Origin of the sequence: Streptomyces sp. B21-083, assembly GCF_036898825.1 — a bacterium.
GTDB lineage: Bacteria > Actinomycetota > Actinomycetes > Streptomycetales > Streptomycetaceae > Streptomyces.
Genome location: NZ_JARUND010000001.1, coordinates 254,713 through 278,256, shown reverse-complemented (window position 1 = coordinate 278,256; position 23,544 = coordinate 254,713). Strand labels below are relative to the sequence as shown.

Sequence of the window (23,544 nt, the reverse complement as noted above, 5' to 3'; positions counted from 1 at the left end):
AGGCCCTGGGACCGATCCGCTGCCCGACGGCCGGAAAACCCAGGAACGTCTGCAGGCCCGCCTCGACGCGGTCCACGTCCTGGACACGGAGCTCAAGCGCCGCTACGCCGCAAGATTGCCGCTCACCCAGCCGCTGGGTGTCACCGACCGGCAGGCAGCCGCGTCCCGGCGGCGGCTGTTCGCCGCTCTGGCCGCCGGAGGGCGCACCGCTCCTACCTTGATGCAGCAGGACGACCGGCTGGGGGGGGGGGGGGGCAGCGGGCCCTGCTCGATGCGGCCCACGCCTTCGCGGTCTTCGCGCCCCCGTACGGACACCGGACGGCCGCCGCGGCCTTCCGCCGGACCGGGGTCCCGGCAAGCCTGTCCTGGCAGGCCGCGGCCGTACACCTTCCGGTGCTCGCTCAGGTCGCGGCGGCCGTCACGCTTCCGCCTGCCGAGACGTGCGACCGCCTGGACGAGATCACCGCGCTGGACGCCAACCGTGAAACGGAGCACGCTCTGCGACGGGCCGCGAGGAACAGGGTCTGGCCGTGAACGAGTTCTCTGGCGCTCTGATGATCGGCACAGGTTGTGGGCGTCAGATGGATCGCGCGCCGACATCGAGCACATGAGCTGGGAGGACCTGACCGCCGAAGGCGACCCGCTGTGCTGCCAGACGGCTCAGCGCGTACAGCCCCCCGCCGTCAGCTCCCCCGCAGCAGGCGATCCCGGGTGAAGGTCTCACCAGGCCGGCGTCCCCGTAGATCATCAAGCACCTCGAGCAACCGGGGGGCACAGTGTGGGCAAGGTCCGCCGGATCCGAGACGACGATGCCGAAGAAGCAGTCCCGCGCCGCGCGGCTCGCCCGCCAGATCCAGACCGTGACCGGTCTGCCGTACACCCGATGCCTCAAGATGTGCGAGCCCTTCGAGGGCAGTTGGGTCCGCCTTGCCCGCGAACTGCGGGCGGCGGCCCTGACCGAGGTTGCCGACCGCCTCCTGGCCGTCGACGCCGTGACCACAGAGGCGAGCACCTGGTTCGAGGCGGGAGGACAGATGGAGAGGCTCTACTCCTCCACCGACTACACGCGGGTCCAGCGGACGTATGACGCGTGCTCAGACGCCGCTGAGGCGGCCCTGAACCGGGTCGGGTTCGAGAGGCACTCGTGGGACTCCGACGCCGAGGCTTACCACGCGGCCTTCCTCGCCCTGTCGAAAGCCGGGACGCTGCCCGACGGCCGTACGCTCGCCCGCGCCGCCCGCGCCGTACGCTCGCCCGCGCCGCCCGCGCCGTACGCTCGCCCGCGCCGCCCGCGCCGCCCGCGCCGCCCGCGATGGGTGGGGGTGGACCGGCGGCTGAACGCCGTCTGCTGCTCGTGGCGGTGCGTCACGCGGGCTTGGCGGGCCCGGCAGGAAACGTTCGGCGCACGGTCACAGCGACCGCATCGCGAACGCACACGAACGTCCGCTCAGGAGCAGGCTCCTGCTCCGGGTGTATCGGACAGCAGTTGGGACCAGTGGTGGGCGTTGCTGGCCTGGCAGATGTGTTGGGCGATCTGTCCGGTGTCGAGGTCCCAGAGCCGCAGTTCGCTGCTGCCGGGAGCGGTGAGGCTGACGCTGCTTGCGAGGGTGCGGCCGTCGGGGCTCAGTGCCATGCCCGTGATCATGTCCGTGTGGCCGCGGAGGACGGCTTCGGTGCGCCGTGTACGGACGTTCCACAGGCGCATGGTGTGGTCGTGGCTTGCGGTGATCAGAGTTTCTCCGTTCGGGCTGAAGGCGAGCTTGGTGACGGCGTCGCTGTGCCCGGTCAGGGTGGCTGTCGCCTGATGGGTGGCGGTGTCCCACAGCTTGGCGGTGCGGTCGGCGCTGGCTGTGGCGAATGAGCGGCCGTCGGGGCTGAACTGCACGGCGTAGACGGCGTCTTTGTGGCCGGTGAGGACCGCGCTGGTCTGGTGGCTGGTGGTGTCCCACAGCCGGACGGTGCCGTCGGCGCCGGTGGTGGCGAGGGTGCGGCCGTCGGGGCTGTAGGCCACGTCGAAGACGGCGTCGGTGTGGCCGCGGAGGACGTCAACAAGGCGCCGGTGGGCCACGTTCCACAGCCGTACGGTGTGGTCGTAGCTCGCTGTGGCCAGAATCTGGCCGTCGGGGCTGAACGCGGCGGCCAGCACGCTGCTGTGATGGCCCCTCAGGACGGCAGTCTGCCGGTGGGTAGCGGTGTTCCACAGTCGGACGGTGCGGTCGGCGCCGGTGGTGGCCAGCGTGTGCCCATCAGGGCTGAATGCCATCGCATATGCCGAGTTGTCGGGACCGGCGAGAGTCGCCACCGGCCGCCGCCGGCTGACGTCCCACAGCTGGACGGCCTCGCCGGAGGTGGTGGCCAGAGTGTGGCCGTCGGGGCTGAAGGATTCCTCCGCGGCGTACACCTCGCCTCCGAGTTCGGCGATGGGTATGCGGGTGGCAGTGCTCCACAGCCGGACGGTGCCGTCGGCGCCGGCGGTGGCCAGAGTCTGGTCGTCGGGGCTGAAGGCCAGAGCGTTCAGGAAGCCGCCGCGGAAGGTGAGGGTGGCGGTATCCCGCCGTGTGGCGGGATTCCACAGTTTCGCGGTGCCGTCGGCGCTGGCCGATGCCAGGGTGCGGCCGTCTCGGGAGAATGCAACCGCCGTCACAGAATCGCTGTGGCCGTTCAGCGCCGAGATCAGTTGCTGCGTCGCAACGTTCCACAGGCGAAGAGAAAAGTCGTCGCTGCCCGTGGCCAGGGTGTGCCCGTCGGGTGAGAAGGCCACCGCTCGGACCTCGTTCGTGTGCCCGGTCAGGGTGGCGGTAGTGCGGCGCGATGCCGTGTTCCACACCCGTACGGTGCGGTCAGCGCCGGCCGTGGCCAGGGTGCGCCCGTCCGGCGCGAACGCCACCGCCAACACTGCCCGGGTGTGCCCGGCGAAGGTGGCCGTCGTCTCGTGGGTGTGCGTGTTCCACAGACGTATCCCGCCTTCACCTCCGGCGGTGGCGAGAGTGTGCCCGTCGGGGCTGAAGGCCAAGGCGTTCACGGCGCTGGTGTGGCCGGTGAGGGTGGCGGTTTCCCGGTGGGTGGCGGGGTTCCACAGTTTGATGCTGTGGTCGGCGCTGACGGTGGCGAGAGTGTGGCCGTCGGGGCTGAAGGCCAGAGCGTTAACCGTGTCGGTATGTCCCCTGAGCGTGGCGATCAGCTGGCGTGTCGCGGTGTTCCACAGCTTGACGCTGTGGTCTTTTCCCGCCGATGCCAGGGTGTGGCCGTCGGGGCTGAAGGCCACCGCCTGCACGCTCTGGGTGTGCCCGGTGAGTTGATTGGCCCCGTACATGCTGTAGGCGCTGATCAGGCTGCTGCGGGCCTCCACAGTGGGGGCCCGCTGGAAGCCTTTCAGCGCCATCAGCATGGCCGCCTCCGGTTGTTGGGACAGGAGTGCGTCACTTCTGGCAGCCAGTTCCCGGGACACGGCGACGTCGCGCTGCTGGTTCGCCGCGCGCTGCGCCCCTATTGCCCAGATCGCGGCCGAGGTGGCGATCAGGAGCAGAAAACTCAGCAGCGCCACCGCCTGACGCCGCAGCCGCATCCGGCGGCGGAGTGCAGTGTGTTCGGCTGCTTGCGCAGCCAGACAGGCATCGAGGAACGCCTGTTCCGCAGCGGAAAGTGATCCGCGGTCAAGTCGGGTGGCCTGTTCCAGGCGCGTGCCGCGATACAGGGCTCCCGTGTCCCGGTCCAGCTGCTCCCAGGTGGTGGCGGCCTCCGTCAACTGGCGGTGGACGTGCAGGTGCTGACGGTCCTGTTCGATCCAGTCGCGCAGGCGGGGCCAGGCGGTGAGGAGGGCTTCGTGGGCGATCTCGACCGTGTTGTCGTCGAGGATGAGCAGCCGGGCGCGTGCGAGGCGTTCCAGCACCTGACCGGTCTCACCCGGCTGGTCGCTGTCGAGTTCGTCGCGGCCGGCCGGCCGGCGCGTATCGGGTGCCCCGTCGCCGGGTGTGACCAAACGCAGCATGATCTGCCGCACGTGGCGTGCCTGGCTGGGGTGCAGATGGGTGTGGAGGGCTTCTGCGGTCTGGGCGATGGCGCCGTGGATGCCGCCGGCGGCCTCGTAGGCGGCGAGGGTCAGTGTGCGTTTGCGGCGCCGCCGCCAGGTCTCCAGCAGAACGTGCGACATCAACGGCAGGCTGCCGGGGTGGCCGGTGACATCGTCGACGAGGCGGGCGGTGAGGACGCGCTCCACGATCAGGCCGGCGGCGGCCGCGGGTTTGACGATCGCATCCCTCAGTTCCACGGGCGTCATCGGGGTGACCAGCAGGGTGGCCTCGCGTACGGCGGCGGCGAGAGCAGGATGCTCGGCCAGGCGGCCGAAGAAGTCTGCCCGCACCGCGATGACGACCCGCAATCGGCTTCCGGGCGTGCGGGCGGCCAGCAGCAGGCCGATGAACGCCTCTCGTTCCGCTGGGTCACTGCACAGCGTGAAGATCTCCTCGAACTGGTCGACCACGATCACCGTGTCGGCGCCGGACGGTTCAGGACTCAGCAGGTGAGCGTGAGTGCCGGCGGGCCGGGAGCCCGGGGTGAAAATGCGCAGGGCGGCCGGGCGCTCGCCGGCGTCCGCACTCTGCAGGACGGGGATGAGCCCGGCGCGCAGCAAGGAGGACTTGCCGCTGCCGGAGGCACCGACGACGACGGTGACGCGGTGTCCCCGCACAAGCGAGGTGAGGTCGGCGATGAGCTGGTCGCGTCCGAAGAACACCTCCCGGTCCTGCGGCTGGAACCGCCGCAAACCCATGTAGGGCGACACCGCGCCGTCGTCATCGCCGGGCGGTTCGGCCAGATCCTGCTCTCGTGCCTGGTGCCAGCGGCGCTGCCAGTCCTCGAGCCGGCCGCCGCAGGCGGACACATAGGCCAGCGCCACCGGCAGCGAGGGCAGGCTTCCGCCCGCGGCAGCCTGAGCCAGCGTCCCCGCCGAGAACGACGTGCGCGCCGCCATTTGCCGGTACGTGAGACCCCCCGCCTCCTGACGTAACTTGCGCAGCTCGAACGCGAAGCGTGCCACCGGGCCCTCAGCGGGATCCACCGGCCGTTCCCGACGTCCCACAACTCCCCCCACCATCACAGGAAAACGCTTCACCGACGCTACCGCGCAGCCCAGCCGGCGACACGGCCCACAGACAGCACCCGGCCACCGACATTGTCTGGAGTGGTGAACGGGGCCTGCCAGACAACATCTGGCCGACAAAGCTCCTGTCCTGCGCCCCCCATCATGTGGATCGCCCCTCGCCCGCACTTCGGGGGATGCCGGGCCGGCCACGGCCCGGGACAGAACTGATCACAGGGCATGCCCCGGGCCGTGGCCAGGGAATCCGGCACCAACGAAGCCGAACCCCTGCACGCAACGGCCCGGAACCACACAAGAACTGCGATCGGGCAGCGGTCCGATCGCAGTGAGAACACCGCTGCGGACCCCATCCGAGAGGAGAGAAACAACCAAATGACCAACGAGAACGGGGACTGACGGCCCACGCGCGTTGCCGCAGAACCCGACACTCGGCTCCACCGCTGTCCCTGCCGTGAACCACGACTGCACCTCAGGAGGACCTATGCAGCACATCCGCCGACTCGGCGTCATCCTCGCCGCGGCCACATCCCTGGTCGGCCTCAGCCTCGCCACTGCTGCGGCGTCCGCACCGTCGTCCGCGGCTCTGGTCTGCTTCGTCAGCGGCGACGGCGTGCGCATCCACTCCCAGCCGAACACGTCGTCCACGGTGCTGGGGCTGGCTTACTCCGGTGACAACTGGGTCGAGCTCGCCGGCAGCACCAACACCTACGCCCACGGCACGGACGCCCGTACTGGCGTGAGCGGCTTCATCACCTGGTCCTATCTGCGCGACTGCTACGAGTGAGAGCCGGTGGCGGGAGGAAGGCGACGATGACGTGAACCACGGGCAGGCAGGAACGCGGCCGGCACCGGCCGCAACAGCCGCAACAGCCGCAACAGCCGCAACAGCCGCGGCGGCTGCGGCGGCTGTCCTTTTGGTCGGCTGCAGCGGCAACCAGCCACCGTCGCCGGCAGCACCGTTTGCGGCGACCCGCAACGACCGCCCATTGAGCGATGCGCAGCTGCTGCACATCTCGGACGCTCAGCAGGTGCTGCTGCGCAGGTGCATGAACCGTAACGGCTTCGCGTACTGGCAAGCGCAGCGCGTGAGTCTTGAGGAGAGCCGCACGGCGGGATACGTGTCGGACGACGTCGACTGGGCGCGTGAACACGGATATGGCAGTCGGATCACCGCGAAGGACGATCGTCGTCGGCGTCACAACCCCAATATCGCCTACCACGCGAGCCTTTCCGCAGCCCAGCGCAGAAAATACGACGCGGCCATGGACGGCGGCCTCGACGCCCCTGTCATTACGGCTGAGCTTCCCCGCGGTGGGACGGTCAAGAAGCGGGAAGGGGGGTGCGTGGCCGAGTCGGAAAAGCAGCTGTATGGGGATGTGCGCGGCTGGTTCCGTGCCGACAAGGTGGCAGGCAGCCTCCAGGCACTCTACGTCCCCAAGATCATGGCCGACACAAAGTTCACCACGGCGCTGAGCGCCTGGTCGCAGTGCATGAACCGGGCTGGCCATCCCTTCCCGGACCCCGGGGCCGCCCGACAGGCCGCTGCACAGCAGTCACTACGGCTGGGCGCCGCCCGGGCGTTCCGGGCGGAACGCGACCTCGCGGTGGCCGACGCCACCTGCGCACGACATACCTCGCTCAGAGCGATCGGCAAGGAACGCGAGAACCACTACATCAAAGAACTGCCCCGCACATACCGGCAGGCCTTGAACCTCAGCCGTGCGTTCCAGCACCTGGCGCTGCAACGCGCTGCCGCACTCGCACCCCCTCGAACCTGAAACGTCATCTCTCGCAAGGAGTACGACATGCCTCGAATACGCACACTCATCGCGGCCGCCGGTCTCGTTCTGTGCGGCCTGCTCACCTCGCCTTCCCCCGCACATGCCTCCGTGCAAGGCGACAACTGCAACGCCAAATGGCCCGGACGCAACGGAAGCATGCACGCCTGGGACTGGACCGACTGCACCGGCACCTACCTCGGCGGAACTATCGGAAACGACCTCGACTGGGGCGACGGCGTCGGCGCGTTCACCAATGCCAGCAACCGGGCCAGGTCCGTCATGAACGCGGGCTTCTTCGGCGGCAGAGACGTCGTCGCCTTCTACTTCCTTCCCGGCGGCAACGGCTCCTACGGCTGCCTTGCACCCGGCGAGCTGTACGCGGACTACCTGGGCGACAACACCTTCACCAACGGTGCAAGCATGGACAGGAACATCATGGCCAGCCAGTGGGTGACAGCCTCCGCCTGCGCCGGCAACAGCTGGATCACCTGAACAAGTCGGCGAGCTGCTCGCTCATCCGATGCAGCTTGCAGGGCATGCGCCAGTATGCACACGGACACCGTGTGTCCGGAATGTACGGTGGGCTACGGGCCAGTGCGAGGCAGAACTGCCAGCCGCGGCCGAGCATTTGGGGGAAGTGAGGGTGGATCACGAACTTGCGTCGTTCAGCGCGGAGTTGGGCGCCCGTCGCAAGCGAGCCGGGCTCACTCAAAAGCAGCTCGCCGACCAAGCGGGGGTCAGCGTCCGTACGGTCCGTGCGATCGAGTGCGGTCAAGTCCGCCGCCCTCACACCTCGTCATTGCGGATGCTCGGCTCGGTGCTCGGCCTGGAAGGATCCGACGTGCCCAGCACGGGATGCCAGGTTGAGGTGCTCGGACCGCTCGTGGTGCGGCGCGACGGTCAGGTCGTGCAGGCGGGTGGGGTGAAGCAGCGCAGCCTGCTCGCTGTGCTCGCACTGCGGTGCAATGACATCGTGTCCCAGGCGGAGATCATCGACGTGCTGTGGGGAGACAGTCCCCCGGCCACGTGCCGCGAGTTGCTCTACGGCTACATCTCGCGGCTGCGGAAAGCGCTCGGCGCCGAACGTATCGAGGCGCGGTCGGGCTCAGGCTACCGGCTCGTCGCGGACATCCATGAGCTCGACGTCTTGAGGTTCGACGCTCTGGTCGCCGCGGGTGACTGGGAAGCCGCACTCAGATGCTGGCGTGGTGCCGTGCTCGCCGACCTGCCCGATCTGGTGCGAAAGCTTCCTCGCGCCCTCACGTTGACCGAACAGAGGCTTGCCACCGGGATCGCCCACGCGGATGCGTTGATCGCCGCCGGCGCTCACGGCGGCGCGGTGCCGGGACTGCGCGCTCTGGTGGCCGATGAACCGTTGCACGAGGAGCTGTGTGCACGGCTGATGGTGGCGCTCGCAGGCTGCGGGCAGCAGGGTGCCGCACTGGAGCTGTACGAGTCGCTGAGGAACAGGCTCTCAACCGAGCTCGGCGTCTCACCAGGAGCCAGCCTGCGCCAAGCACATCTGCGGGTGCTGCGGCAGGAGATACCCGCCGCTGGGGCACTGCGGCAGCTGCCGGCTCCGCCGCCGGGGTTCACCGGGCGCGCCTCTCAGCTCGCGGCACTGGATCACGCCCGCGACGCCGGCACCATGATCGCCGCGATCGGCGGTGCGGGCGGCACGGGCAAGACGTGGCTCGCGCTGACTTGGGCTCACCAGAACTCCGCGCGATTCCCCGACGGCCAGTTATACGTCAACCTGCGCGGCTATGACCCGGCATCGCCGCCCTTGCCGGTCGAGACGGCCCTGCACGGCTTCCTGCGGGCACTCGGTGTGGACCCCACCGCGGTGCCGCCGGACATCGACGGCATGGCCGCGCTCTACCGCAGCCTGCTCGCCGAGCGGAACGTGCTGGTGCTGCTGGACAACGCTCGCGATGCCGACCACGTGACCCCGTTGCTGCCCAGTAGCACGGCGAGCGCGGTCTTGGTCACCAGCCGCAGCGGACTGCCGGAGCTCGTCGCCACCCACGGCGCGTGGCCGATTACGCTCGACCCCCTGAACGGCTCCGAGGCGCGCGACCTGCTCGCATACCGCCTCAGCGCGCCCAGGCTCGCGGCCGAACCGGACGCTGCCGCAGCCGTTGTGCACTGGTGTTCTGGACTGCCGTTGGCGCTCGGCATCGTCATCGCCCGCGCCACCAGGGCATCGCTGACCGAGCTCGCAGCCGAACTGAGCAGTGCGCACACCAGACTGAGCGCATTGGACGCGGGCGCTCCTTCGGCGAATCTGCGCGTTGTTCTCGACATCTCCCACGCGGCGCTGTCCTCTGCGGCGGCGCGGTTGTTCCGCCAGCTGTCGATCACCCCGGGTCCGGACATCGGGACACGGGCCGCCATCGCCGTCGCAGGCCCCGGCGCGCCAGTTCTGCTGCGTGAGCTGGCCGATGCCCACCTCGTCGACGAACACATGCCCGACCGCTACCGTATGCACGACCTGGTGCGGCTCTATGCGGCGGAGAAGTGCGGTGAAGCCGAACGCGACAGCGCCCTCGGCCAGACTGTCGAGCACTACCTGCACAGTGCCCTCGCCTGCGCCGAGGTGATGGGCCATCACCGGCTGCCCTCTGTCGACCAGCTGCCCGCGCCGGGAAGCAACCCATACCGACCGGGCGATATGACTGCGGCGCTGGCCTGGACCGAGGCGGAACACGCGGCGCTGACCGCCGTCGTCGATCTTCAGCTGCCTGGCGTGAGCTGGCAACTGCCCAAAGCGCTTGCTGTTTACCACTGGCGGTACGGACGGCTGCGTGACCACCTGGCCATGTGGACCACCGCTCGCGAGGTCGCCGAACGCATCGGCGACGTGACAGCGCTCGTCCAAGCCGACATCAGCTTCGGTGACAGCCACGCGACGCTTGGCGACTTCCCGACCGCACTGCCTTACCTCGAACGTGCCGTGGCGCTGGCGGCTCAACTCGGCGACCTCGCGGCGGAGGCGGACGCGCACAACTCGCTGGCGTGGGCGTGGGAAGGCAGGCGGAATCACCGCAAGGCTCTCGATCACGCCCGCGCAGCACTCACCGGCTACCAGGCGTTGGGCAAACCTCATCTAGAAGCCGACATGCTCAACTGCGTCGGCTGGTGTCTGATCAGGCTGGGCCGCCGAGATGAGGGTCGCGCGTGGTGCGACAAGGCCCTGGCCCTGTGCGAGGAACACGGGCACCGTGATGGCATCGCGCACACGTTGCGCAGCCTCGGCGAACTCGAGCTGGAGACCGGGAGGTACCGGGAGGCGGTACGCCGCCTGCAGATCGCGAGCGACCTGCTCGCACTGCTGCAGCACGGTTTCGCGCAGGCGGGCGTGCTGGCCCGTCTTGGCGAAGCAGCGCACGCGCTCGGGCGCGACGACCTCGCCCGTAGCTCGTGGGAGCGGGCGCTGGGGCTGTACCGGGCACAGCACCGAGAGGTGCCGGCAACCAGAGTGCTCAGCCAGCTGGCGTCGCTCGACTGAGACCATCGCCGAACTCATCGCCGCGGGGCAGGTGAGTTTTACGCAGACATGAAACACGTGATCACGACCGGCAGTCGCCGGCAGACTCGTTGTGCGGCAAGAAAATCAACGAGGGGAAATTCACCATGCCTATGATGAAACGAGTATTGACGGCGGTCGTTGCGACCGGCGCCGCAGTGGTAAGCGCGTCCGGCGTAGCCGCGGCCCAGCCATCCACCGGGCAGACCTACACCGCAGCGGTGACCTGCATCGGCACGTCGTTCTCCGGCAAGCTGGCCACGAACCAGGCCATCTGCAACAGCGGATACTACCTGCTCTTGCAGGACAACGGTGATCTCGTGCTCCGCCGCTCGAACGGAAGTGCCTGTTACGCCAGCGGTACGCGGGCCCCCGGCGACGCCACGGCCACCTTCCACGGCGGCGTCGATGTCCAACCCTACGTCGACATCGACAGCGTCTCTCAGGGTTTCCGCGGCCGGATCTGGGGGGCCAACCGTCTCCCCGCGGTGGGCACGAACGCGAACGTGAACAACAAGGGCGAGTTCTGGATCGGCTACAGGAAGATCGGCTACTGCTGATCGGGGCACACCTGCTGCGGGGACGATCGCCGTCCCCGCAGCAGGTCCGTTCCCAGCGGCGTGACCGCATGGAACACGACGTTGGCCTCGCGCCTGCTCACGACCAACCCCGCACGCCTCAGCACAGTGAGGTGCTGGCTGGCCGAAGAGACCAGAATCCCCGCACGGCGGGCGAGTTCACTCGTACTGCCGCCGTCTGCGGCTGCTTCCAGCACCGCGGTCCTGCTGCGCCCCAGCAGACCGGGCAGCGCCTCATCCCGTGCGAAGCCGAGAGTACGAGTGATCGGGAGCACCAACACCGGCGTATCTTCCTGAATTGCCAACGTAATTGGTGTTCCGTCACAGAAGTACGACGGAACCAGCAGCAATCCCCGGCCTTCCAGGCTGAGCTCCCGCTCCACCGGGTAGTCGACGGCCAACGTCAACGTCGAGCCGGACCATCGCATCCGCGGTGAGAGACGGCTGAGCACCCTCTCCGCACCACCGTCAGCGAGCAACGAAGCCGCACGGGCACGTTCAGCGGCGACCTCATCCCGCACGATCCGCCAGAACGGCCCGACGGCCACCCTGTGATAGCCCACCAGTGCCTCACCGAGACGGCGAACCGCGCATGCCCTGCCCTCGGCCAACGGCCGCAACGAGGCCGTGACACCGTGACTGACCGTCAGCAAGCCGACATCGCGGCGGAGCCGTGACACTGACGTGTCCAACACCGGAGCCACCGCCTCCACAGGATCGGCCGAGCACCCGTACGGCGTCAGGAAGTCCGGAATGTACCCACGCGGCGGAACGAGCGCGCGCAGCAGACGCAGGTCAGGCGTCAGCCTGCGCGCCATGGCGTGGCGCCACCACGCGCCGGCGGCACCGGCGGCACCACGCTGGAGCCAATGCAGACTGAGTACCGTCTCCCACATCAGCGCCGGGCCCGCGGCCAATCGAACCCGGCCCAAATCAAGCGCGGTGAAGCGGATCCGTAACATGATCGCTTCGAGCCCTCCATGTGGTCATCGGCGGCGGCCCGGACGTCACCGGAGCCAGCTGTGGACTGCGATCAGACGCAGTCGGGCGGCGTAAAGCTCGACTCCCTGTCGGTCGCGTTGTAGATGACTCCACGGTTACAGCCAGGGCCCACCCATGTCGGCCACGTCTGGTAATAGGTGTTGCCTGCGTACATCCAGATGTCAGGCGACTTGAACGTCTGGTTGGCAGGGTTCACCCACTCGAGATGCCCGTAGATCGGCGTGCCCGCCTTCTTCTGGTAGGAGACCCGGATGCTCCCCTGCTGGTTCACCGGCGTGATGCTGATGCACAGTTGCCCGTTCCTCAGATCCGTGCATGCCGGGTTTGCCGCTACACCTGCCGAACCGGACCCGGCGGCCTGGGCCGCCCCGCCGGACATCGCCATCAGAGACAGCGAAACAACCGCAACAAGGCTCGCTTTGTTCTTCATGCCGAACAACGCTACCTAGGGCAGTTTGCCGAAAACCTGCCGGAGTTCCGCCCGGTGAACAGGCATTATTCATGAGCTCAGCGGCAGAACTGCCGCTGGTGCCGCGGGATCAAGGACAAGAAGGCCCCGTCCGCCTTCGCCGGCGAACGTGTCGGACTGGTGGCGTCCCGTACGCAGTTCCCCGGGGAGGGACCATGGGCGAGGCCGCCACGGCCGTGTCCGACGAAGTGTTCTCCGCGCTTGCCGAGAACTTGGGCCACGTCCTTGAGGCCCGCGCGCTGCTGTGCGTCATTGCGCCGGAGGACGTCCAGGGGGAGGCCGTGGTGGAGCGAGGCGGAACGGTTCGAGGCGATCCTGACGCCGCGGGATGGCAAGGCCCGGTGACCACGGACGACGCGAGCCGGCGGGTGGGTCAGCAGGTCGAGACCCCTATCACGCCGTAGGAGAAGGTCACCGCGTGAGGTTGCCGCGGCTGTCACCACCGACTTTCTGAGGCGTCCGCAGGTCGCGTCCAAAGTGTCGGCGGAGGACAGGGTCCGGGGGGTGGAGGAGTCCACACCTTCCCAGCGGAGGGGTCAGCAGCTCGACGCGCCGGAGGCATCGACCTGACCGTGGCCGATCGCGGCCAGCGCGCGGTCCAGGACCTCCTGGACCTGGCCGAGGGCCGAGATCGTGGTCACCAGGCCCCGAGCCTGGTAGTGGTCGACGACCGGCGCCGTTTCACTGCGATGGACCTCTAGTCGCTTACGAACGGTTGTCTCGCGGTCGTCATCTCGCTGGTACGGCTCACCGCCGCAGATGTCGCAGGCTCCGTCCACTTCAGGCGGGTTGTAGTGGACGTGGAAGATGTGTTCGCGGTCCTGGCGGCACAGCCGTCGTCCAGCGATCCGTCTGACCACCTGGGCCTCGGGAATCTCCAGGTTTAGCACGGCATCCAGCCTCGACTTCGAGTCGGCCAAGATGCCGTCCAGTGCCTCCGCCTGGGCAAGATTGCGGGGGAAGCCGTCCAGCAGGAATCCGCGAACGGTGTCCGGGCGGGCAAGGCGTTGTCTGATCACTTCGATGGTGACCTCGTCCGGTGCCAGAAGGCCGGCGCGTACGTACGTGTGGGCGTTCTGCCCGAGGTCGGTGCCCTGGTCGATGTGCTCTCGGAACAGGTTACCGGTGGAGATGTGCTGGATCGACAGATGCGTGGCAAGGCGCACTGCCTGTGTGCCCTTGCCGGCTCCGGGCGGCCCGATCAGGAGGATGCGCATCGATGAGGTGTCCCTTCGTCATGCGTGGCCATCAAGCCGTCCCTGTGAAACACGTGCACCGATGTCGTTGCCCATCCGGTGGGCCACCCCCTGGCGGTGGGGATCACCACACCATGGGACATCGCCGAGTTGAGGTTGATGTTCCTCTGTTCTCAGCTGCTCGGCGTCGATACGCCCGCCAGCTGACGAACACGCCTGGGTCTTCTTCGCCAGGTGCCGCGCTTGGCCGACAGGAGATCGAGGTTACGTCCCCGCCCCTGGTCGGGCGCGGGCGTCCGTGGCCAGGGTGTGGTCGAGAACGGCCGCGGCCAGGGGTGCGTGGACGGCGCGGGGCAGGGCGTGCCCCATGCCCGGTATCTCCACCAGCCGTGCCCCGGCGATCACTTGGGCGAGATGGTCGGGGTGCGGCGGTGGGAAGATGGGCTCGGCCGGGGCGGAGACGACCAGGGTCGGCACCTCTGTGCGCGCGAGTTCCTCGGTGCGGTCCATGCCGGAGTGGTCCGCGCGCCCGTGGGTCATGGGCGCCTCGTAGCGCTCGGCGTGCTCGATGATGCGGCGCTCCGAGGCCCGGAACTCCTCGGAGTCGAAGGGGATTTGATCGCCGTTGAGCAGCCGCCAGTGCTCCACGCGGTGGTCCAGCTCGCCCTCCAGGCCACGGTCCTCGTGGGGGTGGGACCACAGTTCGAGCACCCGTGCGTCGATGGGCGGGAGTCGGTCTACGGGAGTTCGGGAGCCGTCCGGGTGCGAAGTGGGGTGCTGCTGAGAGCGCCGGTGCCCATCACTGTTGCGCTGAGCAGCCGTTCGGGGTGATCGGCGATCAGCAGTTGGGTGAGCATGCCGCCCAGGGAGTGACCGACGATGTGCGCCCGCTCCACTTCGTACGCGTCGAGGACGGCGATCGCGTCCGAGGCGAGGTCGACGATGCGGTACGGGTGCGTGCCGAAACTTGAGCTGGAGCGGCCGGTGTCCCGGTGGTCGTAGCGGATGACGCGGTGGCGCACGGCCAACGCGTCAACCAGTCCCTCCGGCCAGCCCAGCCCGGACGCCCCGGCCCCCATGATCAGCAACAGGGTGGAATCCCGGAGGCCGCCGCGAACCTCGGACCACAGCCGCACCGCCGGGTCGACCTGGACAAACCGCTGATTCATGGCACCGTTCCCCACATCCACGACTCGATGACGAGACGAGCCGTCTCGTCATCCTGCGTCATCATCATGATCTACACCCCGGGAGTGATGCAATACGATTCGTCTCGTCTCGTCTCGTTGCTGTCTGGACACTCGAATGACGTCATGGTCATCGTGATCGCCGGGGCGGTGGGCATCATGGTCTACAGGCGGAGCCGGCGCAGGACCGAGGCCGGAGTACCCCGGCAGCGGGGCGACCTGGGACAGGCAATCGGGGCCGCGGCCGCCGTCGGCACTCTGCTCGCCGCAGTGCTGGCGCTCCCCGGCGATCCCACAGCGGCCGAGCAAGCGGCGCCGGACTCAACTACGCCGAGGTCTTCCGTCTTCTCTTCGAGCCCGTGATGACCGATGGTCTGCGTCTCTTCCCTCGGGCAAGCATCGGCCGGGTCACGAGCGCGTCTCGCAAGGGCGGAAGGAAGCTGGACCACAAGGGCCGGCCGCATCCGCTAAATTTGATCTTGAGCTGGTCGCCGCAACTCGGGTTGGCTGGTTGTGCGTTGGTGGTCCAAGGAAGGACGCCCCGCTTCCTGCGGGGAAATGCAGGTGCAAGGCCTGCCCGGCGCTCGATACACGTAGGGCCCGTCCGTACACCGGACGGGCCCTACGTGTTGCCCAGCGTGAGAGCCGGGGAGGAGGAAAATCGGCGAAACTCAGCAGCGTGACGTCCCGTGCGCGATGCTGCTGCGGCGTCCTTCTCCGAGGATCCACAGAGCGAAACCGGGCTAACTAATCTAGCGAGGCCACATGTCGAGCCTGCCCGACTTCACTGCTGCGTTGGGTAGTTTCCTGTCCATGATGGGGATACACCCAGCCGTCATCGCTCTTGTCACATTGGCTTACGCGGTGGAGTCGTATGTGACGAACGCCCAGAATGCGATGAAGCTTGCACGGGCAACTCGGCGTGCGGGGAGTTCAGGAATTTCCCGTCTCCTTGCCCAGCCGACTTCCCGGCGTGTTATTACGGCGATCATCGCCATCATGGTCATCGCCATCCAGTGCGTCATGCTCCGGCTTGCCTACATCATGGGCAGTCTCATCTCCTCGGCATTCGATCCCGCTCGGCGAGATCTCCTCAACGACCTGTCCGCCGCTTCATTTCTCGAAATCGACTCGCTTTCACCCTATCTGCGTACCGACCTGATATCCGTTGGATTCACAGCATTCGCGGCCTTCTTGATGCTCAGCGCCTACCGTAAGGGGGATTCGAACAGAATCTTGTCGTACCTCCTGGGCGCACCCTGCAACATCGCTGTACTCGGATCCCTTTTCTGGCTGGCTCTCAGCCTCGTCGTTGATGCCCTACTGCTGGGTGTTCCCTTCATCCTCTCGGCAGGACAATTCGTCAACACGAGCCTGACCGCGAAGTGGATCAGCGATCAGGCCAACTACGTGATAGTCGCAGTCTGTTTCATCTATACCGTCACGGCCTTGGTCGCTGTCGAGGGAGCCCGACTCGTCGGAAAGCTGTTCCGGGAGGCTCCGGCCCCATGAAGAGCCCCGTGTCGACGATCAAGTTTTTCCCACTTGGGCTCCGGGTGCGGCAGGCGCGGCCAGCGGGTGCGTCACAGTTCGGGCAGTCGTGACGTTCCACCGCCACTGCGGGATGCGCGCTGCTGAGGGTCCACCTGTCGGCGTACACATGAACGTCCCCACCCGCGTACGGATGAACGTCCCCAGTTCTTGACGTGTTGAGGGGCCGGGTTCGGCACTCTGCTGCCTGTCGGTGTGGGTGGCGGAGGGTGGTCGGCGGTGGTCTTGGATCCACGTCGCTGGTTGGAACTGCGGCGTTTTCGTGGCCTGTTGGAGTCCGGGGCGATGAGCCTGTCGGAAATTTCCAGGGAGACCGGGCTGGACCGTAAAACGGTCCGCAAGTATCTCTCGGCGCCGGGTCCGGCGACTCCGCCGCGGCGATCGACGAACGGGCGGTCGTTGGCGAGGGTGATCGACGAGTTCGCGCCCCTGATCGATTCGATGCTTCGGGCAGAGATCCTGCTGAAGGCCGCGGTCATCCACGAGCGCCTGGCCAGGGAGTACGGGTTCACGGGCAACTATCAGCGGGTCAAGCTCTACGTCCAGGAAGCCCGTCCGAGGGTCGCCGAGGAACTGGGGATCACGCCGCGGGAACTCGCGGGCATGCACCGCCGGTTCGAGGTGATTCCAGGGGCCCAGGCCCAGGTCGACTGGGGTGGTGCGACACGAAGTCGCGCATATGAGTGAACTCGCAGATTGGAGGCCGGTCATGCCGGTTGCGTAGTTCTCGGTCAGTGTTCGAGACCGATCTCCGCCCTGACGTGCGCTCGCGGGTCCTGCCCGCAGAGGGTGCGAAGCTCAGGGAAGACGCCCAAGGGCCCCCGATCCGTCAGGGGGAGCAACCGGGCAAGGAGAAGGCCGGACGGGCGAACGCGAGTGAACCCCCTGTGATGCCTCGTCATCGACAAGCCCGGGGAGACGGAAAGAACACCGGGTGATAGGACCTGGCCGCTGGAAGAGGCGGCGAGCGGCGACCGGAGCCTGCCCCGTCGGTCGCAAGAACACCGCTGGTCCCGGGGTTTAGGGGGCGCCCTCCCCGGTCGCGTCTCGTATGCGCGGAACGTGGAAACCCCGTCGGGGTCCGGGCCATCTGGCTCGGTAGGCCGATCGCAAGAGGGGCGGAAGCCCTCGGCGGGACAGGATGCCCAAGAAGCGGATGCCGGCTGCCGAAAGGCAACGGGACTCGTGACACCACGGCTGCCTCTCCAGGCGGCTGTCACGGGGAACCGGCCGGATGCCGGTCCAGGCGACCGGGCCCGAAAGGGCGCTGACGTGGGCTGGTGAGCCTTTGAACGCCGAGGCCGAGCGCCTCTCGAACCGAGGGACATGTTGGACACCATTGCGGTGAACGGACCCGAGGACGTTCTCGACTGGGACGCCATCGTCTGGCGCACTCACGAGGAGAACGTAGTGAGGCTGCGGCGGAGGATCTTCAAGGCGACACGAGAAGAGGACTGGGCTCAGGTCCGGTCCTTGCAGAAACTGATGCTGAGGTCCTGGTCGAACACGCTGGTCAGCGTGCGGCAAGTCACTCAGCGCAACGCTGGACGTCGGACGGCCGGGATCGACGGGGAGACAGCTTTGTCCCCCGAAGCCAGGGCGGCGGTCGCGATGCGGGTGCACCGCACGCGTTCGTCCTGGGACCCCATGCCCGTGCGCCGTGTGTACATTCCGAAGGCCAATGGAAAGCAGCGACCGCTCGGCATTCCCGTGATCTTGGACCGGTGCCATCAGGCGCGGGTCCGCAGCGCACTGGAACCCGAGTGGGAAGCCCGGTTCGAGCCCCGTTCCTACGGGTTCCGCCCCGGGCGAAGCTGCGCGGATGCGATCGGCTCCCTGTTCTCCACGCTCAGCGGGCCACGCGCCCGCCGGTTGTGGATCCTGGACGCTGATCTGTCCGCCGCGTTCGACAAGATCGGCCACTCACGGCTACTCGACTCGCTCGGTTCGTTCCCGGCCAGGGATCTGATCGAACGGTGGCTGAAGGCCGGAGTGGTCGACAAAGGGCAGTTCACGCCGACCGAGGAGGGCTCTCCTCAAGGCGGTGTGATCAGCCCGCTGTTGATGAACGTGGCCCTCCACGGGCTGGAGGAGGCCGCAGGGGTCCGCTATCTCACCACCGGCACACACGCCGGGGATGTGGTGGCGGGCTCTCCGATCTTGGTGAGATACGCCGACGACATGGTCGCCTGCTGCCACTCCAGACAGCAGTCCGAGCAGGTCAAGGCACAGCTTGCGCAGTGGCTGGCGCCTCGGGGGCTGGTCTTCAACGAGGACAAGACGCGCATCGTCCACCTCGAAGAAGGCTTCAACTTCCTCGGGTTCAACGTCCGCCGCTATCGACGCGGCAAGCTGCTGATCAAACCAAGTGCGGAGGCGGTCAGGCGCATCCGGAACAGGCTCGCGGACGAGGTGCGCGCTCTGCGCGGCTTGAACGCGACGGCGGTCATCGCCAAGCTCAACCCGATCGTGCGGGGCTGGGCTGCCTACTACCGGGGGGTGGTGTCCAGCAGAATCTTCACGGCGCTGGATCACTACGTGTGGTGGCTCACCTACCGGTGGGCCAGACGCATGCACCCCAACAAGTCGAAGAAGTGGATCGCTCGCCGCTACTTCGGCAGGTTCAACAAGTTCAGGAACGACCGGTGGGTGTTCGGAGATCGCGCCAACGTGCTCAACGACCGCGGCGAGATCCCCATTCTGCTCAAGTTCTCCTGGACGAACATCGTTCGGCACCAGCTGATCGCAGGCGGGGCGTCACCCGACGACCCCGGCCTGACGAACTACTGGGTCAAGCGGCGACGAAAGGTCAAACCCCCGCTGGACAGCTACAACTTGCGCCTGCTCGCCAAGCAGGACGGCCGCTGTCCGCTCTGCGGGGACCACCTGCTCACCGCCGATCAGCCCCCGCAATCGCCCCAGGAATGGGAACGATGGTGGCTGAACGTCGTCAAGAGAGCGATAGCCGCCGACTATCTCACTCACCACGGACGGCCTGACGCGCCGAGCACGGACCGAACACGCCTCGTGCACGCCTCCTGTCACCGCAGGCTTCGGCCTCGCAGCCGCAGGAGGCCAGCAGTTGCTGCACTTTCGTGAAGCCCATGGGGCTTGCTTGAGCCGAGGTGCGGGGAAACCCGCTCGCCCGGTTCTGAGGGGGCGGGGACGCAGCAATGCGTCCCCGCTACCCGACACGAGGGGAAGATCCTCGCGCATATGGGCATCGCGAAGGTCTACTCCTTCCACATGGTTCTGTCGTACTCGCGTGATCCGTTCTGCTGTTTCACCACCAGCCAGGATCTGCAGACGTTCTTCGACTGCCACCGGCGGGCGTTCGCGCACTTCGGCGGGGCGCCGATGACGATCGTCTACGACCGCACCAAGACCGTCGTCCGCCGCCACGTCGCTCCTGGTGAGGCGGTTCCGCTGCATCCGGAGGCGGCCGGATTCGCCGGCCACTACGACTTCGACATCGACATGCTGGCTGCCTACCGCCCCACCGGAAAAGGCCGGGTCGAACGCCAGGTGCTGATCGTCCGTGATCATGTTCTGTCCGGGCGGGCCTTCTCTTCCATCGAGGAGATGGACGCCGCGTTCACCGCGTGGGTGCCGCACCGGCGGGCTCAGATCCACAAGACGCACCGGGAGGTCATCGGCGAGCGGGCTGCCCGCGATCACGCGGCTCTGCGGCCGTTGCCGCCCACCCCGTATCTGGTGGCCGAACGGCATCTGCGGCCGGTCGGCAGGGACTGCCTGGTGGCCTTCGGCGGCAACCTCTACTCAGTACCCGCCAGTAAGGTCCGACCCCGCCAACTGATCGAGATCCGTGCCACGAAGTCGCAGGTCATGCTGCATTCGACCGCCCCCGATACCAGCGGCGAGACCTTGCTGGCCATGCACCCACGGGCGGTCGGCCGCGGAGCGCGGGTCGTCGAGGAGAAGCACTGGGACGGCCTGCCCACCGGCAAGGGGCGTCGGACGACCACCGGCGACACCCCCGTCCTGCCCCGTCAAGGGCGTCCCCGCGGTGAGGAATCCGGGCCTTTGCAGGCCCTGCTGAACAGAGCCGCGGCCAGCCGGATCGAGGTCGGGCGCCGGCCGTTGTCGGTCTATGACGAGCTGACTGGCACCCGCCCCTTCACCACCCGTTCCCAGAGCAAGGACACGTCTTGAGCGAGCTGACCGGCAACCGCATCCGCACCACGGCCGCCAAGCTCGGCCTGCCCCACCTGGCCGAAGCCGTCAACGAGTACACCCGGCGGGCAGATGAGGCGAAGATGGGCTATCTCGACTTCCTCGACCTGGTGCTTTCCGAGGAACTCGCCGTCCGCGACGACCGGCGCTTCCGCAGCGGCCTGAGGACCTCGAAGCTGCCGCACCACAAGACGCTCGACGAATACGACTTCTCCTTCCAGCCCGAACTCGACCCGCGCAAGATCAAGGACCTCGCGACTCTGTCGTTCGTCGAGGCGAAGGCGAACGTGGCCCTGCTCGGGCCGCCGGGAGTCGGCAAGACCCACATCGCCGTCGCGCTGGCGGTCGCGGCCTGCCGGGCCGGCTACTCGATCTACTTCACCAGCCTCGACGACATGGTCCGCAACCTCAGGACCGCCGAGGCCGCCGGCAGGTTGACCAGGAAACTCGGCTCCTACCTGCGGCCGAGTGTCCTGGTGGTCGATGAAGTCGGCTACCAGCCCCTGGAGCGAGCCGAGGCGAACCTGGTCTTCCAGGTGATCTCGAAACGCTACGAGAGGGGCTCGATCATCCTCACCTCGAACAAGACCTTCAGCGAATGGGGCCAGGTCTTCGGCGACGAAGTCCTCGCCACCGCGATCCTCGACCGCCTCCTCCACCACTGCGAAGTAGTCCCCATCAACGGCAACAGCTACCGGCTGAAGAACCGCCTCAAGGCCCTCGAGCGAGAGACCGAAGTGGCCTGACACCTGGGGACGTTCGTCTGTACGCAACTGGGGAGCTAAGGCCGTACGCCGACACCACCGTCGCGCGGTCGGCCAGGACCGTGCGTGGCGGGCGCAGGAGGAGGCCCGGGCGCGGGAGTTGTCGATGGCTGAGGTCGACGCGTTGTCGTGGCAGGAGTGCGAGACGTACGTCGCGGAGCTGTGTCGGCGGGACGGCTGCACGAAGGTCGTCGTCAGCGGCAAGAGCGGCGACCTCGGCGCGGATGTCGTCGGCTACCGGGCGACGGCCGCAAACTGGTCGTCCATCGTGTGCGCCGCAGCTACGGGCGTGGCAGCGTGACGGTCAGTTCGGCCTGCCGTTTTCCCCCGAGACGGCGGGCCGTTCGCCTTCTTCGGCACGGATTTCGCGGGCAAAGAGCTCTTGGTCTCGGCACCGGGCGTGCCGCGTCAGCGGGCGCGGGTGACCTCGACGGGCGTGTTCGGGCAGCCGGCCGCGGCAACGGTGCTGCACACCTCCCGCGAGCTCCTGCGCCACTCCTACTTCTGCTACGAGTTCTCCACCGTGGCCCTCCTGCACGCCCTGATCGCGATGGAGATCGTCCTCCGGGCCAAGATCCCTGACTCCGGCACGAAGCCGCTCCACGCCCTCATCAAGCAGGGCAAGGAGAGTGGCCTCCTGACCGAGCGGCAGACGGAGTTCCTCCACGAGGGGCGCAAGCTCCGCAACCGCATCGCCCACGGCCCGAGGGCTCATTCCGTCATGCCCCCACGCTGGGGAGCCGGGATGCTCGCCACGTCCTTCACCTTGATCAGTGAGGTATGGGCGGCCCAGCCGACGCCACCGGCCACAACTGACACAGATGAGGGCACGGGTTGTGGGTTCTCCTCTTGTCAGAGGCGCGTGAGATCCTCCGCTGTCCTCTCAGCTCAGATCCCTGTCTGGGTATGAGATTGATCTTGCTTCTTAGACGGCGTTTCTTATGGCTTGATCGTTCGTTGAACGGTGCATGACGGATCTGGTTGAGCGGCTGGTGCCGGACGAGTTGTGGGTGCTGTTCCGGCGGGTGGTACCGCCGACGGAGGTGATACGTCCGCAAGGTGGGGGCCGGCGTCGTGCGGGTGATCGCGAGGCCTTGGCGGCGATCATCTTTGTGGCGACCTCGGGCTGCACCTGGCGGCAGCTTCCGCCGGTGTTCGGTCCGAGCTGGCAGACGGTGTACCGGCGGTTCGCCCAGTGGAGCCGGGCCCGGGTCTGGGGTCGCCTCCATCGCGTTGCCCTCGACGAGCTCGGCGCCCGAGGTGAGCTGGACTGGTCGCGATGCGCGATCGACTCGGTCAGCCTGCGGGCGGCAAAAGGGGGCCACTTACGGGACCGAATCCGACCGATCGCGGCAAGTTGGGATCGAAGATCCATCTGATCACCGACCGGAACGGACTGCCTCTGTCGCTGGGTATCTCCGGTGCGAACATGCATGACAGCCAGGGCCTTGAACCGCTCGTGCGGGGCATCCCGCCGATCCGCTCCCGCCGCGGCCCACGACGGCGACGACCGGCGAGACTGCACGCCGACAAGGGCTACGACTACGACCACCTGCGCCGATGGCTCCGCAAGCGCGGCATCCGCCACCGCATCGCCCGCAAAGGGATCGAGTCCTCACAGCGGCTCGGCCGCCACCGATGGGTTGTTGAGAGGACCGTGTCCTGGCTCGCCGGCTGCCGCCGACTCCACCGCCGCTACGAACGCAAGGCAGAACACTTCCTCGCCTTCGCCGGCATAGCCGCAGCCCTCATCTGCCACCGCCGACTCGTCCGTGTGGACGGGCAGGACCCTTCAGCGTGAGGCTCCGACACTGCTGGCCCAGACACCGAAGGGCATGATCTCCGGCTCAGTCTCGGTCTTCTCCGAGAGGCTCTGCACGTCGTCCAGGTCCGACCAGGCGATGAAGCCTGGCTCGCTGTCAGCCAGAAATCCCTCGATGACCGGACCGAGGTCGTCGGAAGCCACATAGGTACCGCCGAACGGCAGCGCATCCGGGGGCACAGAACCGGTCGAGCACCAAAGCTGCCCGGCCTGTTCGTCGTGCCACACGTAGAACGTCACCACCCCGGAAAAGCCCAGATCGTGAACGCGTTCCCGGATGGCAGCAGCAGTCCGCTCGAAGGCAGCCACCACCTCGGCGACGGACAACGAACTCCTGTCCTCGTCCGCCGCACCCAGCGACCAGGTGTTGGTC

Annotated in this window: 21 protein-coding genes and 2 pseudogenes; 16 read left to right on the top strand and 7 right to left on the bottom strand. The window is 67.6% G+C overall.

Annotated features, from left to right (window positions below):
* Positions 1 to 1,447 precede the first annotated feature (1,447 nt).
* A complete protein-coding gene (locus QA861_RS01290; RefSeq protein WP_334586315.1) occupies positions 1,448 to 5,056 on the bottom strand; it encodes an nSTAND1 domain-containing NTPase in 3,609 nt (1,202 codons plus the stop codon).
* 523 nt (positions 5,057 to 5,579) lie between these two features.
* Between QA861_RS01290 and QA861_RS01285 the strand changes: the two genes are divergently transcribed.
* From QA861_RS01285 to QA861_RS01265, 5 genes are all read left to right on the top strand, one after another.
* Entirely contained in the window at positions 5,580 to 5,882 is a 303-nt protein-coding gene (locus QA861_RS01285; RefSeq protein WP_334586314.1) for an SH3 domain-containing protein, read from the top strand.
* 31 nt (positions 5,883 to 5,913) lie between these two features.
* Positions 5,914 to 6,876, top strand: coding sequence for a hypothetical protein (locus QA861_RS01280; RefSeq protein WP_334586313.1), 963 nt, complete (start codon positions 5,914 to 5,916; stop codon positions 6,874 to 6,876).
* A 27-nt stretch (positions 6,877 to 6,903) separates the two neighbouring features.
* Positions 6,904 to 7,371, top strand: a complete 468-nt coding sequence (locus QA861_RS01275; protein WP_334586312.1) for a hypothetical protein — start codon at positions 6,904 to 6,906, stop codon at positions 7,369 to 7,371.
* 151 nt (positions 7,372 to 7,522) lie between these two features.
* Positions 7,523 to 10,390: a BTAD domain-containing putative transcriptional regulator gene (locus tag QA861_RS01270; protein WP_334586311.1), complete on the top strand. Its 2,868-nt coding sequence runs from the start codon at positions 7,523 to 7,525 to the stop codon at positions 10,388 to 10,390.
* A 131-nt stretch (positions 10,391 to 10,521) separates the two neighbouring features.
* The gene (locus QA861_RS01265; RefSeq protein ID WP_334586310.1) at positions 10,522 to 10,968 is read left to right on the top strand and encodes a hypothetical protein; all 447 of its coding nucleotides are present in this window, start codon (positions 10,522 to 10,524) and stop codon (positions 10,966 to 10,968) included.
* Here the strand turns inward: QA861_RS01265 and QA861_RS01260 are convergent.
* The gene (locus tag QA861_RS01260) at positions 10,959 to 11,948 is read right to left on the bottom strand and encodes an ArsR/SmtB family transcription factor (protein ID WP_334586309.1); all 990 of its coding nucleotides are present in this window, start codon (positions 11,946 to 11,948) and stop codon (positions 10,959 to 10,961) included. The genes QA861_RS01265 and QA861_RS01260 overlap by 10 nt on opposite strands.
* A gap of 71 nt (positions 11,949 to 12,019) precedes the next feature.
* A complete protein-coding gene (locus QA861_RS01255; protein WP_334586308.1) occupies positions 12,020 to 12,418 on the bottom strand; it encodes a hypothetical protein in 399 nt (132 codons plus the stop codon).
* A 194-nt stretch (positions 12,419 to 12,612) separates the two neighbouring features.
* On the opposite strand from QA861_RS01255, the gene QA861_RS01250 reads away from it, so the two are divergent.
* Entirely contained in the window at positions 12,613 to 12,861 is a 249-nt protein-coding gene (locus QA861_RS01250) for a hypothetical protein (protein ID WP_334586307.1), read from the top strand.
* A 28-nt stretch (positions 12,862 to 12,889) separates the two neighbouring features.
* Positions 12,890 to 13,027, top strand: a pseudogene (locus QA861_RS01245) (DUF6192 family protein); the annotation flags it as partial.
* On the opposite strand, the gene QA861_RS01240 reads toward QA861_RS01245, so the two are convergent.
* Positions 12,994 to 13,674, bottom strand: a complete 681-nt coding sequence (locus QA861_RS01240) for an adenylate kinase (RefSeq protein WP_334586306.1) — start codon at positions 13,672 to 13,674, stop codon at positions 12,994 to 12,996. The pseudogene QA861_RS01245 and the gene QA861_RS01240 sit on opposite strands and share 34 nt — an antisense overlap.
* A 243-nt stretch (positions 13,675 to 13,917) precedes the next feature.
* A pseudogene (locus tag QA861_RS01235) lies at positions 13,918 to 14,822 on the bottom strand (alpha/beta fold hydrolase).
* A gap of 144 nt (positions 14,823 to 14,966) precedes the next feature.
* Between QA861_RS01235 and QA861_RS01230 the strand changes: the two are divergent.
* Positions 14,967 to 15,203, top strand: coding sequence for a hypothetical protein (locus QA861_RS01230; RefSeq protein ID WP_334586305.1), 237 nt, complete (start codon positions 14,967 to 14,969; stop codon positions 15,201 to 15,203).
* Positions 15,204 to 15,605: 402 nt separating this feature from the next.
* Complete coding sequence (locus QA861_RS01225) at positions 15,606 to 16,352, top strand: hypothetical protein (protein ID WP_334586304.1); 747 nt, start codon at positions 15,606 to 15,608, stop codon at positions 16,350 to 16,352.
* On the opposite strand, the gene QA861_RS46935 is transcribed toward QA861_RS01225, so the two are convergent.
* On the bottom strand, positions 16,282 to 16,452 hold the full coding sequence (locus QA861_RS46935; protein ID WP_443041539.1) for a hypothetical protein: 171 nt from the start codon (positions 16,450 to 16,452) through the stop codon (positions 16,282 to 16,284). The two genes, QA861_RS01225 and QA861_RS46935, sit on opposite strands and share 71 nt — an antisense overlap.
* A 182-nt stretch (positions 16,453 to 16,634) precedes the next feature.
* Here QA861_RS46935 and QA861_RS01220 point away from each other — a divergent pair, with 182 nt between their 5' ends.
* From QA861_RS01220 to QA861_RS01190, 7 genes are all read left to right on the top strand, one after another.
* On the top strand, positions 16,635 to 17,078 hold the full coding sequence (locus QA861_RS01220; protein ID WP_443041428.1) for a hypothetical protein: 444 nt from the start codon (positions 16,635 to 16,637) through the stop codon (positions 17,076 to 17,078).
* A 639-nt stretch (positions 17,079 to 17,717) separates the two neighbouring features.
* On the top strand, positions 17,718 to 19,490 hold the full coding sequence (gene ltrA, locus QA861_RS01215; protein WP_334586303.1) for a group II intron reverse transcriptase/maturase: 1,773 nt from the start codon (positions 17,718 to 17,720) through the stop codon (positions 19,488 to 19,490).
* 117 nt (positions 19,491 to 19,607) lie between these two features.
* Complete coding sequence (locus QA861_RS01210) at positions 19,608 to 20,564, top strand: Mu transposase domain-containing protein (protein ID WP_443041427.1); 957 nt, start codon at positions 19,608 to 19,610, stop codon at positions 20,562 to 20,564.
* Positions 20,561 to 21,331, top strand: coding sequence for an IS21-like element helper ATPase IstB (gene istB / locus QA861_RS01205; protein ID WP_334586302.1), 771 nt, complete (start codon positions 20,561 to 20,563; stop codon positions 21,329 to 21,331). The genes QA861_RS01210 and istB overlap by 4 nt, the downstream gene beginning before the upstream one ends.
* A gap of 124 nt (positions 21,332 to 21,455) precedes the next feature.
* Positions 21,456 to 21,650, top strand: a complete 195-nt coding sequence (locus QA861_RS01200; protein ID WP_443041426.1) for a restriction endonuclease — start codon at positions 21,456 to 21,458, stop codon at positions 21,648 to 21,650.
* A 120-nt stretch (positions 21,651 to 21,770) separates the two neighbouring features.
* Positions 21,771 to 22,259 (top strand): DUF4145 domain-containing protein, encoded by a 489-nt coding sequence (locus QA861_RS01195; RefSeq protein ID WP_334586301.1) that lies wholly within the window; start codon positions 21,771 to 21,773, stop codon positions 22,257 to 22,259.
* 58 nt (positions 22,260 to 22,317) lie between these two features.
* Positions 22,318 to 23,150, top strand: a protein-coding gene (locus QA861_RS01190) for an IS5 family transposase (RefSeq protein WP_443041425.1) whose coding sequence is annotated in 2 segments (ribosomal slippage) — positions 22,318 to 22,675 and positions 22,675 to 23,150 — 834 coding nt in all. Because the reading frame shifts where the segments join, the coding sequence is not laid out codon by codon here.
* Here QA861_RS01190 and QA861_RS01185 read toward each other — a convergent pair.
* Entirely contained in the window at positions 23,142 to 23,498 is a 357-nt protein-coding gene (locus QA861_RS01185; RefSeq protein ID WP_334586299.1) for a hypothetical protein, read from the bottom strand. The genes QA861_RS01190 and QA861_RS01185 overlap by 9 nt on opposite strands.
* Between the last annotated feature and the right edge of the window lie 46 nt (positions 23,499 to 23,544).

What these genes read in the sequence shown, in the direction of transcription:
- QA861_RS01285 (WP_334586314.1), top strand. Translation starts at nt 5,580, where the DNA reads ATGCAGCACATCCGCCGACTCGGCGTCATCCTCGCCGCGGCCACATCC.
- QA861_RS01275 (WP_334586312.1), top strand. Translation starts at nt 6,904, where the DNA reads ATGCCTCGAATACGCACACTCATCGCGGCCGCCGGTCTCGTTCTGTGC.
- QA861_RS01265 (WP_334586310.1), top strand. Translation starts at nt 10,522, where the DNA reads ATGATGAAACGAGTATTGACGGCGGTCGTTGCGACCGGCGCCGCAGTG.
- QA861_RS01260 (WP_334586309.1), bottom strand. Translation starts at nt 11,948, where the DNA reads ATGTTACGGATCCGCTTCACCGCGCTTGATTTGGGCCGGGTTCGATTG.
- QA861_RS01255 (WP_334586308.1), bottom strand. Translation starts at nt 12,418, where the DNA reads ATGAAGAACAAAGCGAGCCTTGTTGCGGTTGTTTCGCTGTCTCTGATG.
- QA861_RS01250 (WP_334586307.1), top strand. Translation starts at nt 12,613, where the DNA reads ATGGGCGAGGCCGCCACGGCCGTGTCCGACGAAGTGTTCTCCGCGCTT.
- QA861_RS01240 (WP_334586306.1), bottom strand. Translation starts at nt 13,674, where the DNA reads ATGCGCATCCTCCTGATCGGGCCGCCCGGAGCCGGCAAGGGCACACAG.
- QA861_RS01230 (WP_334586305.1), top strand. Translation starts at nt 14,967, where the DNA reads ATGGTCATCGTGATCGCCGGGGCGGTGGGCATCATGGTCTACAGGCGG.
- QA861_RS01225 (WP_334586304.1), top strand. Translation starts at nt 15,606, where the DNA reads ATGTCGAGCCTGCCCGACTTCACTGCTGCGTTGGGTAGTTTCCTGTCC.
- ltrA (WP_334586303.1), top strand. Translation starts at nt 17,718, where the DNA reads ATGTTGGACACCATTGCGGTGAACGGACCCGAGGACGTTCTCGACTGG.
- QA861_RS01210 (WP_443041427.1), top strand. Translation starts at nt 19,608, where the DNA reads ATGGGCATCGCGAAGGTCTACTCCTTCCACATGGTTCTGTCGTACTCG.
- QA861_RS01200 (WP_443041426.1), top strand. Translation starts at nt 21,456, where the DNA reads ATGGCTGAGGTCGACGCGTTGTCGTGGCAGGAGTGCGAGACGTACGTC.